10 protein-coding genes are annotated in these 13,625 nt (G+C 58.9%); 2 read left to right on the forward strand and 8 right to left on the reverse strand.

Translation table 11 applies throughout. From position 1 onward, the window contains the following. Positions 1–5 precede the first annotated feature (5 nt). The 8 genes from AB3G35_RS09730 to AB3G35_RS09765 all read right to left on the reverse strand — a co-directional run bounded on the left by AB3G35_RS09730 (position 6) and on the right by AB3G35_RS09765 (position 12,124). Complete coding sequence (locus AB3G35_RS09730) at positions 6–2,960, reverse strand: HD domain-containing phosphohydrolase (RefSeq protein WP_369782581.1); 2,955 nt, start codon at positions 2,958–2,960, stop codon at positions 6–8. Positions 2,961–3,057: 97 nt separating this feature from the next. Next, the gene (locus AB3G35_RS09735) at positions 3,058–6,681 is read right to left on the reverse strand and encodes a transporter substrate-binding domain-containing protein (protein ID WP_369782582.1); all 3,624 of its coding nucleotides are present in this window, start codon (positions 6,679–6,681) and stop codon (positions 3,058–3,060) included. A gap of 8 nt (positions 6,682–6,689) precedes the next feature. Further along, a complete protein-coding gene (locus AB3G35_RS09740; protein ID WP_086796098.1) occupies positions 6,690–7,316 on the reverse strand; it encodes a response regulator transcription factor in 627 nt (208 codons plus the stop codon). A gap of 385 nt (positions 7,317–7,701) precedes the next feature. Continuing rightward, the gene (locus AB3G35_RS09745; RefSeq protein ID WP_169846358.1) at positions 7,702–9,033 is read right to left on the reverse strand and encodes a deoxyguanosinetriphosphate triphosphohydrolase; all 1,332 of its coding nucleotides are present in this window, start codon (positions 9,031–9,033) and stop codon (positions 7,702–7,704) included. Positions 9,034–9,222: 189 nt separating this feature from the next. Next, positions 9,223–9,561 carry a hypothetical protein gene (locus tag AB3G35_RS09750; protein WP_016780028.1) on the reverse strand — a complete coding sequence of 113 codons (339 nt, stop codon included), beginning with the start codon at positions 9,559–9,561 and terminating at the stop codon, positions 9,223–9,225. Beyond that, positions 9,558–9,932 (reverse strand): phage holin family protein, encoded by a 375-nt coding sequence (locus tag AB3G35_RS09755; protein ID WP_016780029.1) that lies wholly within the window; start codon positions 9,930–9,932, stop codon positions 9,558–9,560. Before AB3G35_RS09755 ends, AB3G35_RS09750 begins: the two co-directional genes overlap by 4 nt. A 1-nt stretch (position 9,933) precedes the next feature. Then, positions 9,934–10,248 carry a YqjD family protein gene (locus AB3G35_RS09760; RefSeq protein ID WP_016780030.1) on the reverse strand — a complete coding sequence of 105 codons (315 nt, stop codon included), beginning with the start codon at positions 10,246–10,248 and terminating at the stop codon, positions 9,934–9,936. Between the two features lie 142 nt (positions 10,249–10,390). Further along, positions 10,391–12,124, reverse strand: a complete 1,734-nt coding sequence (locus AB3G35_RS09765; RefSeq protein WP_029611306.1) for a monovalent cation:proton antiporter-2 (CPA2) family protein — start codon at positions 12,122–12,124, stop codon at positions 10,391–10,393. 196 nt (positions 12,125–12,320) lie between these two features. On the opposite strand from AB3G35_RS09765, the gene AB3G35_RS09770 reads away from it, so the two are divergent. Continuing rightward, positions 12,321–12,557 (forward strand): glutaredoxin family protein, encoded by a 237-nt coding sequence (locus AB3G35_RS09770; protein ID WP_016780032.1) that lies wholly within the window; start codon positions 12,321–12,323, stop codon positions 12,555–12,557. 42 nt (positions 12,558–12,599) lie between these two features. Beyond that, a complete protein-coding gene (locus tag AB3G35_RS09775; protein WP_369782583.1) occupies positions 12,600–13,490 on the forward strand; it encodes a pseudouridine synthase in 891 nt (296 codons plus the stop codon). Positions 13,491–13,625 lie beyond the last annotated feature (135 nt).

The following is a 13,625-nucleotide window of genomic DNA, read 5'->3' on the forward strand; positions in this document are numbered from 1 at the left end:
GGCCGCTAGCCGCTTAGCCCGGCCTTGAGCATCAGGGCGTCGATATCGACCGGGTCGATTTGCTCCGGGTCGAGAAACTGCCGGGCATACTGCATAAACACCTGTTCGCGCATAAAAAGCGCGAACAGTTGTGGGTCAATATGCGCATCGTGGCACATGGTGGCCATGATGCTCAGGGCTTCGCTTAACGTCTTGCTGCGTTTATAGGGGCGGTCCGAGGCGGTCAACGCCTCGAAAATATCGGCAATAGCCATCATCCGTGACTCCAGGCTCATCTCTTCGCGTTTCAGGCGTTTTGGATAGCCGGTTCCGTCCATTTTTTCGTGATGCCCGCCGGCGATTTCGGCAATGTTGCTCAAGTAGGCGGGCAGGGGCAGGCTGCTGAGCATCAGGATGGTCTGCACGATGTGGTTGTTGATGATGTAGCGTTCCTCGTTGGTCAAGGTGCCGCGCCGGGTGCTCAGGTTGTACAGTTCACCCCGGTTGAACTTGTACTGTGGCACCTCGAGCTTGAAGCCCCAGGGGTTTTCAGGGTCAATCAGGTCGGCTTCAGGGCGAATGAACAGGTGCTCGGGCTTGTCGGCCAGCAGCTGTTCGGTTACCGGCAAGTCGTGCTCCTCACGGGTTGACTGGCGCTTGTTCTCCTCCCAGGACACCCCCAACCGATCATCCAGGGTTCGCCTCCAGGTACGCCGGGCGATGGCGTTCAAGCGCTCAAGGTCGGCCTCCTGCATGGCCTCGCCGCCCAGGTTGCATTGCGCGACAAAGGCGAAGTCCTGGTCCAGCGCCGCCAGGCTGGCTTCGCGTCGTTCACTCAATTGCGCGTCATCGCCACCCAGGGCCCGGGCTTGCCAGTAGTCGACCCAGGTATCGCGCTTGAGCACTTCAAAGCGGGTGCGGATTTCGTGGATGCGGTCGTACAGGGTTTCAAGCTTGGTGGCCTTGTCGACCACATACTCGGGGGTTGTGACCTTGCCGCAGTCATGTAGCCAGGCCGCGATGCGCAGGGCTTCCCACTGTTCTTGCGAGGGGTTGTACTGCTCGAATTCGGGCTGCTGGCTGGCGGCCGCTGCCTGGGCCAGCATCAGGGTGAGGGTCGGCACCCGTTGGCAATGGCTGGCGGTATACGGGCTTTTGGCGTCGATGGCGCCCGCCAGCAGTTGTATCAAGGCATCCAGCAGCTGCTTCTGACGTGCTTGCAGGCGCTGGCTTTCGATCGACACGGCCGCGGTGCCGGAGACGGCCTGGATAAAGGCGATGCGATCAGCCCGCAAGTGGTCCTGGTCGTCACTGGAACCACTGTCGTTCAACACCAGCAGCAAAATGCCCACGGTTTCGCCGTGGCGGTTGTGCAGGCGAATACCGATCAGGTGGATACTCTGGCTGCCCAGTTGCGCCATGATTGGCTGCAAATCCCCCGCCTGCTCAAGGCTGAGCGAATGGGCGACGCTGTCATGGCCCTGGAACAGCCCTTGTAGCCACGGCGGATTGTCATTGCTGTCAGGGTCTATATCCGGCTGTGGTTGGGTAGTCAGGTCCTGGGGCTGGCCATTGATGATCAGTCCCTTCAACTCCAGTTGACGGCTGTCGTTTTGCGTCAGGTAGATCAGGCCGGCCTGTGCCTGGGCAATCTTGATCGTTTCCAGCAAAACCGACTGCAGCAATGGCTCAAAACGGGTGTGGGCCGAGAGGCTGGAGGTGATTTCAAAAAAACTGGCGAGGGTTTCTTTCATGCGTGACATCGACCCCTCCAGCTGGTCGATTTCAAGCACGATCGATTTCTGCTTCAGGGGGTAGTTGAAATCGAACCGCCGAATGGCATCGGCTTCGCGGACCAGCGCCTGCAAGGGCTTGACCAGCAAGCGTGAGGTCACCCAGCCCATCGGCAGGCAAAGCAGCAGGGCCGCCAGTGTCACCAGGGCTCCCTGCCATCTGAGCCGATAGGCATCGGCCAGCAATTCGTCTTCCGGCACCATCATGGCTAATTGCAAGCCATTGGCTCCGCCATCCTCTACGTTGAACCGTGTCACGACCCATTGGCGCTGGCCGTCGTACAGGCGCCGCTGGGCGTCCGGGCCCTGGCTGACCAGGTAGCCCAGGGCCGGGTTCAATTCCGCGATTTTTGGCAGCTTTTCCGGGTCCTGAGCGGTGAGCAGCTTGCTGAAGTCCGGGTAGGCGATGGCGCGGCCATCGGCGCCGTACAACACGATTTGCGTGCCGGGTGTTACCTGATGCGCCGCCAGGGTGGCGGACAGTTGCGACAGGGTCACGTCGGCACCCAGCACCGTGTTGCCAGCGCTGCGTTTGGCCAGTGTTGTGCCAACTTCGTGGGTGGAAAAAAACAGGTAAGGGTTGGTGGTGGTTTGATCGTGCTCGGCATGTGCCGGGATAAACCATTTTCGGCTGCGGGGGTCATAGGTTTCATTGGCAATAGTTCGCTGTGCCAGCTCGGCCAGGGATGCATCCAGGTATATTTTTTTCGACTCAACGCCACCTTGTCGTGCCGAGCGGGTTATCGACCAGACTTCGTAGCGGGCTTGGGCTGGGGCCTGGAGCTGGAGCCTGATGGCCTCGTTGCGCAACGGCCTGACGAGAAACAGATTGCCGTTGTCATCCCCCAGATACAGTGCTGACAAACTGTGGTTGTCTTCGAGTGTTTGCACGAAAGGCAGCAGCAACCCCGTTCGCCGCTCGGGCCGGTCGGTCACGGCGTCAGGGTTGAGGGTCAACAGGTTCAGGGCATGCCTGATGGGTTGGTAGGCGTCGAGCAGGTCGCGTTGAACATCCTGCTCCAGGTAACCGAACAGTTTCTGGCTGCTGCCGAGAATGATCTGGGTGGTTTGCTGGTAGTTGAACACACCCAGCACCAGGCCCAGCAGGAGCAGCAAACATGTAAACATCGCACTAATGTGAACATGCAGCGGCAGTTGGCGCTTCCGGGATTGCGCAACATTGCGCATGTGCAGTTACTCCGCGATTGGTTCACCTGCCGATGCCTTTAAGCATAGTGAAACCGGGCCAACCTGCTCAGCCATTGGCCGGTTTTGCGGTTGGCGCTCAGGTGCCGCTGGCCAACTTTTGAAGTTGACGGGCCAGTACCTGCTCCAGGGCCTGCATGGAGGCTTGTACGTCATTGCGCGCCTGGATGAGGTTGGACGGGCTGGCGTGCTCCAGTATTTCGCAGTGTTTGATCAGCTGCGCGGCGCCGACGATGCGGGCCGCGCCTTTGATCCGGTGAGCAATGTCGGCAAATGGCTTCAAGTCCCCGTTGTCGGGCAGGTGCATCAGGGCCTTGAGATCCTGGCCATTGCTGCGCAGCAGCTCCTCCAGCAAGCGTTGTTTGCGTTCGTTATCACCGCCCGAAAGCGCGTTGAGGGATTCCAGGTTGAAGGCCTCGTTGCCAGTGTCGAGCGGTACCAGGGCTGCCAGGTGCTGGCTGAGCAGGGTCAGGCTGATGGGTTTGAACAGGCAGTCGTCCATCCCGGCCATTGCGCAGCGCTGGCGCTCCTCAGGCTGGGCGTTGGCAGTAAAGCCCAGCACGGTGCATGGCCGTTGCTGCGACGCCTGCTCGTACTGGCGTATGGCCCTGGTGAGGTCATAACCGTTCATGACGGGCATGTTGCAGTCGGCAATGACCAGGTCGAATGTGCCTTCTTTCCAGGTTTTGAAGCCGGCCGCGCCATCGTGCTCAGTGGTAAAACGATGCCCCAGGTACCCCAGTTGCTGGCACATCAGCAGTCGATTGGCAGGATGATCGTCCACCACCAGCACGTTCAAACGGTGCGCCGCAGGGTTGATTACCGGTTCATGCGCGGCGCTGCTCAGGCAGGGCGGCAAGGTGGGCAGCCTGAGCTTTATCTCAACCAGGGTGCCCACGTTTACCTGGCTGCTCAGTTCCAGCGTGCCCCCCATCATTTCGCACAGGCTGCGGCAGATCAGCAGGCCAAGGCCTGCACCGTTGAGGGCCAGTTGCCCGCTGTTTTCGGCCTGGGCGAAGGGTTCGAACAGACGGGCCTGATCGCGATCACTGATACCGATACCTGTGTCCTGGACACTCAGTTGCAGTTCGGTATGGTCGGGGGGGCTGGCAGGCAGCAGGTTGATCGCCAGGGTGACCTGGCCCTGGCGGGTGAACTTGATCGCATTGCTGACCAGGTTGGTCAGGATTTGCTTGAAACGCAGCGGGTCGATCAGCACATCGGGCGCATCGCTCCGGGGATGGAACTGCAGGGAGAGCGTGAGGTTTTTTTGCCTGGCCAGGCCGTCAAACACCCTGATCACCGAATGGGCGAGGTTGCGCAGGTTGACGCGCTCCGGGGACAGGTTCAGGCGGCCTGATTCGATCCGGGCAATATCGAGAATATCGCCGATCAACTCCAGCAGGTCCTTGGCCGAGTGGTAGGCCACCTCAATGGAAGGGCGGTCGAGATGCCCCTGATCGGCGCGTTTTAGGGTGAGTTCCAGCAAACCGATCACGGCATTCATCGGTGTACGGATTTCATGGCTCATGGTGGCCAGAAAGGTGCTTTTGGCACGGTTGGCGTCGTCGGCCAGTTCTTTGGCTGCGCGCAGCTCATCCATAAGGTGGCGCCGTTCACTGATGTCGATCCAGCCTCCGATAATGCCCTGGACCTCGCCCAGAGAGTCGCGGAAGGGCAGGATCCAGTGATAGATGGTGAAGGTTTTACCGCCGATATTGAGCGGGCGATCCAGGACCAGCGGGGTGCCCTCAGCCATGACGCGCAAGTAGTCGGCCTGATAATCGTGGGCTTCGCACTCATTGCTCAGCAAGCCGCAGGCCTGCATCACCGTTTTGCCAATGACGTCTTCACGCCGGGCTGAAAAGGCCTGCAGGTAGCTGTCATTGCAGGTTTTCAGAATGCCTTCGCGATCGCGGACATAAATGGGATGAGGCGTGCCATTGACCATTGCCCGCATGAATTCAAATTGATCGCTGAGGGCTCGCTCGGCCATTTTTCGATGACGGATCTGGCGGCGCATGTAGGCATTCCATACCAGGGACAGCAACAGCAACAGGCTGGTGCCAATGATGATCTGGTAAATCAGGCGATGATAGTTGCGCCAGTAGCTATCGGATGCCGGGGCATAGCCGCGCCAGCGGCTGTTGATGATGCCCAGTTCATCCGGCGCAATGCTCAGCAGGGCCTTGTTGAGGATTGAGTGCAACTGGGTGGCATCCCGGGCAGTGGCGAGGGTAAAGGTTGCAGGCTGGGTGCCGAGGGTGGCGCTGATTTGCAAACGATCCCGAAACATTTGCGAGGCGAGCAGGTAGTTGGCAATCACCAGGGTATTGACGGCGCCTTGTACTTCACCCTCTGCCAGTAACTCTGTTGCTCGGTAAATACTCTCTGTTTCGACCAGTGTTATCCGCGGGTACTGGCTGCGCAGGTAGTCGGTCAGGGGGTTGCCCTGGCTCAAGGCCAGTTTCTTGCCCGCCAGTTGTTCGAGGCTTGCAGGTGCCTGGCGCCCCTTGGCCGTGAGCAGGACAAACGAGTTGACCAGGTAAGGGCGAGTGAACTTCAGGGTGCTTTCTCGCGAAGCGGTCGGACTGATGGCCGAGATAATGTCGGTTTCGCCCTGCTTGACCCTCTGTATCATGGTATTGAGGCCGTGGGCGCGCTGTATCTCGAAGCGCAGGCCGGTACTCAGGCGGATCATTTCCAGCAGGTCCGCGGTGATGCCCCTGAAGTTGCCGTGGGCGTCAAAGAAGGTCAGCGGTGCCAGGGTTTCACTGACCACGACTCTGACCACCGGGTGCTGGGCCAGCCATTGTTCTTCGCGCCCGGTCAATTGCAGCTTGTTATCGGAGAGCAATATGTCACTGCCCGCGCTCCAGCGCTTGGCGATGCGCTCCTGCTCGCTGTCGGGTACGGCCTTGAGCGTGGCGTTGATGATAGCGAGCAGTTGCGCATTGTCATGGCGTACTGCAAAGCTGAACCCTTGGGCTTCGTGCCTGCCAAAGTTGGCCATCTTGATGTTCTTCAGATAGCCCTTGTTGATCATGTAATGGGTTGAGACCGTGTCCCCCAGGAATACATCCGCCTGATCGAAAGCCACGGCATTGAGTGCGTTTTGATAAGACGGATATGACTGGATGATGGCCTTGGGGTAGAGCGCCTTGATCTCATCCAGGGGCAGGTAGTGGTAAACCATGCTCAGGCGCAAGCCTTCAAGGCCTTGTGAAAGCGACCGCGTTTCGCCCTCGCGGGTCACCAGTACGGGCTGGTCGATGGCGTATGGCGCAGAAAGCAGCAGGTTGCGGTTGGCGGCTTCAAAACCATTGGACGTACCGAGCAGGTCGATCTGGCCCTCTTCAAGGGCCTTGATGGCAGCGTCTCTGGATGCAAAGCGCTCAACTTTTATTGATACATCGAGGGTTTTGGCCAGGATGCCGACGTAATCGGCGGTGAGCCCTTCGTAGTCCTGACCGCTGTCGGTCATGTCGAAGGGCGGGTAATCGGTAGTTGAAGTACCCACCCGAAGCTCGCGCTTGTGCTCCAGCCAGGAACGCTGCGCGTTATCCAGCGCAACTTCCACGCCAGAGGTGGCCGAGCGGCTGAGCAATGAAAGGGTTTCAGTGCGGGCGGGTTCGGCGGACACGCAGGTGCACAGCACTAAAGCAGTGAGCAGTGATAAATACTTGTTTAACCGCGTGGGCATTCTGTTTCTCACACCAGGCCGTTACGTTTGGCCATTTCGATAAGTTCAACCAATGAGTGGGCTTTTAGTTTTTGCATGAGCCGTTTTTTGTAAGTGCTCACGGTCTTGTTGCTCAGAAACATGCCGGCAGCAATTTCCTTGTTTGTTTTGCCTTGCGCGAAGAGCTTGAGAACCATGAGCTCCCGGTCATTAACTTGCTTGAATAGCTCGATTTCGGAAAAGTTGTCGTTTTCATTTTTGTCAGGCGTCAATGCCTGGCTGGGGAAGTAATTGTAGCCAGAAAATACAGCTTTTATTGCACTCACAAGTTCGCTGAGTTCTTCCTGTTTGCACACATAGCCGGCAGCACCTGACTGCATGCAGCGCATGGCGAAGAGCTTGGGCGACTGGGCGGTTAGGACCAGGGTTTTGAGGGTTGAATTCATCGAATTGAAGCGCGACAGGACTTCCAGGCCATCGAGTTTTGGAATGCTGATATCGAGAATGATCAAATCGGGCACGCATTCACGGATCATTTGCATGGCATCGACGCCGTTGTCAGTTTCCCCGACTATTTCATAGCCTTCATGTTCTAACAACATGCGAATTGCCAGGCGGATAACCGGGTGATCATCGACAATAAAAACGCTGTTCATATTGGCTCCCCATAATGTGCTGTATAGAAAGAGCGCACCTTAGCTCAGATATAAGTGCGGGGGCACGAATCAGGTCGCCTACAAACGTAGTATGGGAATATTCCTACGTTAAATAAGGCGTGAACTTACGAATTATTTGAGTGGTATGTCCGGACTTGTCGGGTAATTGAACGGATGTTTAATGCAAAGAGTCGTTTTGGTTTGTTGTTGTCGATTATATTGAGAATGGTCCTACAGTTTTGTTCTTTTTTTCTACTTTGCGTGTGGCTTTTTACGGTGTGTATGTTGCTCGACAGGCATGCTTGAAAAAGCGGCTTGGGGTGCAATGCCAAATAGGGCACCCGGGCCTGTGCCCGCCCTTTTGTGCAAGGGCGGGCCGGGGCTATCAAATGGGGGTGGAGTGCCCGGTCATGGCTTTTGCCATTTCCGTGGCATAGCTGTCGGTCATGCCGGCGATAAAGTCGATAATGCGCATAAACGAGCGATGCAATGGCCAGTCCGGATCCGGGGCATTGTTGCCCAGCAAGTCGAGGATACGGCGGTTCTTGAACGATGGGGTGCGCCCACCGTGTTGCTCCAGCGCTGCGCCACAAAAGGCATTGAGGAGGATTTCCAGGGACGTATAGGCCCCTATTTCATGCAGGGTTTTGCGCTTGTCCTGAAAGATCCTCTTGCGTGCCATGTCCTTGGCGTCAAGCACGCAGCGTTTGGCCGGGCCGTGCATATGTTCGACCAGATCACCCGGCAATGTGCCTGCCAGCAGGGCATCCTGTTGCTCCACAAAGGCCCTGGCCGCCGCATTGGTCAGGTGCTCGATGGCCTTGCCACGCAGTATGGCCAGTTTGCGCCGCCGGGAGTCATTGGGGCCCAGCAGGCGATACGTCTCGGGCAAGTCATCGCCCACCAGGTTCAACAGCAACGACTCGACCTCGCTGTACTGCAGCAGGTCCATTTCCAGGCCGTCTTCCAGGTCGATCAGGGCGTAGCAAATGTCATCGGCCGCCTCCATCAGGTAGACCAGCGGGTGGCGTGCCCAGCGCTGCTCTTCCAGCTGCGGCAGGCCCAGTTTGTGGGCGATGCCTTCAAGCAGGTGCAATTCGCTCTGGTAACAGCCGAACTTGTGCTTCTTGTAACCCAGCGAGTCGGCATGCCGCGCGGTCCACGGGTATTTGAGAAAGGTGCCCAGGGTGGCGTGGGTCAGGCGCGTGCCACCGTCGAACTGGTGGTATTCCAGCTGCGTCAGCACCCGAAAGCCCTGTGCATTGCCTTCAAAGCTCAAGAAGTCGTTACGCTCGACATCGCTCATGTCATCCAGCCAGCCGCGCTTGGCGGCCTGCTCGAACCAGTTGCGAATGGCGTCTTCACCGGAGTGACCAAACGGCGGATTGCCAATGTCGTGGGCCAGGCAGGCCGATTGCACCACCATGCCCAGATCGGCGGGATCGCACCATTCGGGCAGGGCACTGCGGATCGTTTCGCCCACGCGCATGCCCAGGGAGCGGCCGACGCAGCTAACTTCGAGCGAGTGGGTGAGGCGGGTATGGATATGATCGTTGCTGTTGACCGGATGGACCTGGGTCTTGCGCCCCAGGCGGCGAAACGCGCCCGAGAAGATGATGCGGTCGTGGTCTTTGTGAAAAGGGCTGCGCCCGAGCTCTTCCGGGCTGTGGTGAGGTTTGCCGAGGCGTTCGCGGTTAAGCAGGGTTTGCCAATCCAAGGCGCAATGCTCCGTTAGTGACTGATTACCCAGCTTCTCGCTTCATGGCGGATGACGCAAGTGGCGCCATGATCAGGAACGCCGCATTGTGGGAGCGGGCTTGCTCGCGATAGCGTCGACGCGGTTCGACTGAAACACCGCGCCGCCTGCATCGCGAGCAAGCCCGCTCCCACAGATGGGGGGGGCTGCTCAGGGCTTGCGCGTGGCCTGGATGACCATCTTGATCAGCGGTATCAGCCCGGTGGTCAGTCCGATCCAGCGGGACGTACCCTCGGTATTCTTGCTTTTGGCGCCTCTGCCCGTCAGGAACCCGAGCAGGGTAACAATCCCCACGCCCCACAACGGCGCGTGCTTGATCCCCAGGGTTTCTTGCCAGTTGCTGGTCATCCCGCGCATTTTTTGCAGGGGTTGCAGCAACTGTTGCGATTCATGACGAATCTCCTGGCGGTGCATTTCCATGCGCAGGCGAATCAGGGTTTTGCGCAACTCCTGGCGTGATGCGTTTTGCGGCAGTTCAGGCAGGCTCATGGCAACAAACGCTCGCGGTCTTTGGCCAGCTCTTCAAGCGTGGCGTTGAAAGGTGAGGACTCATCGAAGATCGCGGCCTTGAGACGCAGCCCGCAGAACACGGCGGCCAGCGTATAAAACACACACAGCCCGATAAGGCCCGGGATGCGGTAGCTGTCCCAGAGCAGGATCATCACCAGCGCCGACAGGCCGATCAGCAGCAACAGGGCGAACACCAGTGCCAGCCCGGCAAACAACAACAGGCTGACGGTGCGCGCCTTCTGCTCTTGCAGTTCGATGCCCAGCAATTCGACATGGCTGTGCAACAGACCCAGGAACGCGGCACCCAGGCGCCGCGGTGAGGAACGGGGGGAGCCGGATTCGTCTGTCATATCAGCGCCGCGTTGCCAGCAGGCCCAGAACAAAGCCGACACCCGCCGCGATGCCCACGGACTGCCAGGGGTTTGCCTGCACATAATCTTCGGTGGCCACTACGGCGGCCTGGCTGCGGTCCTTCAACGACTCCTTGGTTTCTTCCAGGGTTGCGCGGGCTTTGAACAGGCTGTCCTTGATCTGGGCGCGCAGTTCTTCAGCCTGGTCGCCGGCCAGGGACGCGGTGTGTTCCAGCAGTTTTTCGGCGTCGAGTACCAGCGTCTGGAAATCGGCCATCAGAATTTCTTGAGCATTCTTTGCTGTTTTACGGGCCATGATTCACTCCATTAGTGGCTTGATGATCGTTCGAGTGTAGGCCTTCGGCGAAGGTTCACTCGTTTCCCTGGCATTGCTCACGCTTTTAGTCAGGCAATGCCAGAGCTATCTTAGGTTTACCAAGGCAAAACCTTACCTTAAATCAGTCGTTTTCGCGGGTGATTGCAGCTTCCAGCGCGTCTTCGCTTTCAAAACAGCCTTCGAGCAAGTGATAGCGGTCATGACGTACCTGATCGACCCGGCGCTGTACGGTTTTTTCGGACAGGCCCAGCAAGATCAAGGCATGGGAGGCTAGCATAAGGCTCGACTCGAGTAATTCCGGCACCACCTCGGTGGCGCCTGCGGCCTTGAGCTCGGTGAGCTGGCTGTCATCGCGGGTCCTGACCAGAATGGGCACTTCGAGGGTGATCAGGCGGGCTTCCTTGAGCACGCTCATGGCCACCTCGGTGTTGTCCACGGCAATCACCAGCAGTTGCGCACGATCCAGGCCTACAGCACGCAGCAGATCGCCGCGGCGGGCGTCGCCGTAGTGTACGCAGCTGTCCGCTTTTGCGGCTTCCTCAATGCGGTCGGGGTCGTAGTCCAGCGCGACAAAGTCCTTGTGTTCGCTGCGCAGGAAGCGGCCGATGGACTGGCCCACGCGGCCATAGCCGCACATCACCACATGCCCCTGGAGTTCCGCGTTTTGAGTGGCGATTTCTTCCAGCTCTGCCTCTTCATAGGATTGGCGGTGCAGGCTGGCGGCGATCAGTGGCGCGGCGCGCAGCAGCAGGGGGGTCAGCAGCATCGAGCAGAACGTGGCGGCCAGCAGGTAGGCAGCCATATCCGCCGGGATCAGCGAATTGCTCTGCATCTGCGCCATCAGGGCAAAGCAGAACTCACCGCCCTGGGCCAGGGCCAGGCCGCTGCGCCAGGCGGTTTCTCCGTCGCTGCCACGCAACTTGACCAGTAGTGCGACCACGGCGCCCTTGATCAGCATCAGGGCCAGGGTCAGGCCCAGGATCAGGAAGCCGTGGTGAACGAAAAGCTGCAGGTCGATCAGCATGCCAATGCTGACGAAAAACAGCCCCAGCAGGATGTCCCGGAAGGGGCGGATATCGGCTTCAATCTGATGCCGATAGTGGCTTTCACCCAGCAGCATGCCGGCCAGGAAGGCCCCCAGCGCGGGGGACAGGCCCAGCAGGTGGGTGAGCCAGGCGGTGAGCAGTACGATCACCAGCGCCAGCAACACGAACAGTTCGGCCGAACGCGACGCGGCGACTTCGTGGAACAGGCGCGGCAGCAGGAAGCGGCTGGCAAACAGCAGCCCCAAGAACAGGATCACAGTCTTGCCCAAGGTCACCGGCAAGGCCCAATACCAGGCCTGGTCGCTGCTGCCGGCGAATACCGGCACCAGGGTCAGCAGCAGTACCGCGACCACGTCCTGAAACAGCAGTACGCCGATAGCATTCTGACCATGACGACTGAAGATTTCCCCCAGGCTGGTCAGCTCTTTACTCACGATCGCCGTGGATGACAGGGCGAGCCCGGCACCCAGCAGGAAGGCGCCGTTAAGGCTCATGCCAAAAGCATATAACAGGCCGCCCAGGGCCACGGCTGAACACAGCACTTGCAGGCTGCCCAGGCCAAATACCACCCGGCGCAGCTTGAGCATCTTGGGCAGCGAGAATTCCAGCCCCAGGGAAAACAGCAAAAATACCACCCCAAGCTCGGCCAGGTCCGGCAGGTCGGGGCTGTCGTTGATCCAGTCCAGGGCGGTGGGGCCAACGAACAGGCCGACACACAGATAACCCAGCACCGGCGGCAGCTTCAGGCGCCGGAACAGGGCGATGACCACCAGTGACGAGGCAAGGATGATTAACAGGTTGGCAAACACAAAAGGCTTCCTTGGCAGGTCGAGAAAAAAGTCGCGAGCATCCGGCAAATGCGAAAGGCTGTCGCTGATGTGGGTCAAGCGTAGTCGCAAGCAGCGCAATAGAGCGATGGTAGTGGCAAATCATTCGTCCGGCTGCGGGTCGACGGCAGCGGGCCAGGCTCTTAAAATAAACGCTTTAGTTCTCAGGTCGTAATTTATGCCTCCCGAATGCCAATTGTTCGGCACCCTGGGGTGTCACCTGTGTGAGTTGGCCGAAGCGATGCTGATGCCTTTGGTGGAACACGGGCTGATGGTCGAACTGGTCGATATTGCCGACAGCGATGGGTTGTTTGAGCGCTACGGTTTGCTTATTCCGGTGCTGCGCAGGGTCGACACAGGCCAGGAACTGGGCTGGCCGTTTGATACTGCGCAGGTGGTCAATTTTCTCGGATAAACCTGCATAATCACCGGCTGCATATTCCGCTCGAGTTCCCTTATGTCGTCCCAGCCTTTCATCGCCGCCGAGCATCAAGCCAGTACCTTGCACCTGCCGCCAGGCAAGTGGCCGACGGTGCTCGACTGTCTGACTGAACACTTCAGTGCCATCAGCCGCGAGCAGTGGCTTGACCGTATCGCCCGTGGCCGGGTGCTGGACGCCGACGGCGCGCCGATCAGCGTGCAGCTGGCGTACAGGGAAGGCCTGCGCATTCATTACTTTCGCGAAGTGCCCAATGAAACGCCCATCCCGGTGCAGGAAACCATCCTGTATGCCGATGAGCATCTGGTGGTGGCGGACAAGCCGCACTTCCTGCCAGTGACCCCGGGCGGTGAGTATGTCGAGCAAACACTGTTGCGCCGCCTGATCCGCACCCTGGGCAACCCCCATCTGGTGCCCCTGCACCGTATCGACCGGCACACGGCGGGCCTGGTGCTGTTTTCTGCCAATCCGGACACTCGCTCGGCGTATCAGTCGCTGTTTCCCACGCGCAAGATCGAAAAGCGCTACGAGGCTATCGCTCGTGCCCTGCCTGAGCTTGAGCTGCCGCGGGTGCATAAAAGCCGGCTGGTGGAAGGCGAGCCGTTTTTCCGCATGAAAGAAGGGCAGGGCGCCAGCAATACCGAAACGCTGGTCGACGTGTGCGAGAAAAACGGGGAGTTGTGGCGTTATGCGCTGTACCCCGTTACCGGGAAAAAGCATCAGCTGCGGGTACATATGGCAGCGTTGGGGGCAGGGATATGCAATGACCCGTTCTACCCTGAGGTGATCAGGGACGCCGTGGATGACTATGCCAACCCGCTGAAGCTGCTGGCCCAGAGCTTGCGTTTTGTGGATCCGGTGACGGGGCAAGAACGCTGCTTCGAGAGTCGGATTCAGCTCGACTGGTAGTGGCCGTATTCTTCATCGGACCAGGCAGTCAAATTCGGGTTTCAGGGTCGGGTTTGGTGTCGAAAACAAGGCTAAGGTCGGAGAAAATACAAGTAACGTCGGACAAGATCGAAGGTGAAAAACTCTTCACAAACA

Source organism: Pseudomonas sp. WC2401 (assembly GCF_041200115.1).
In the GTDB taxonomy this organism is placed as follows: Bacteria; Pseudomonadota; Gammaproteobacteria; order Pseudomonadales; family Pseudomonadaceae; genus Aquipseudomonas; species Aquipseudomonas fragi.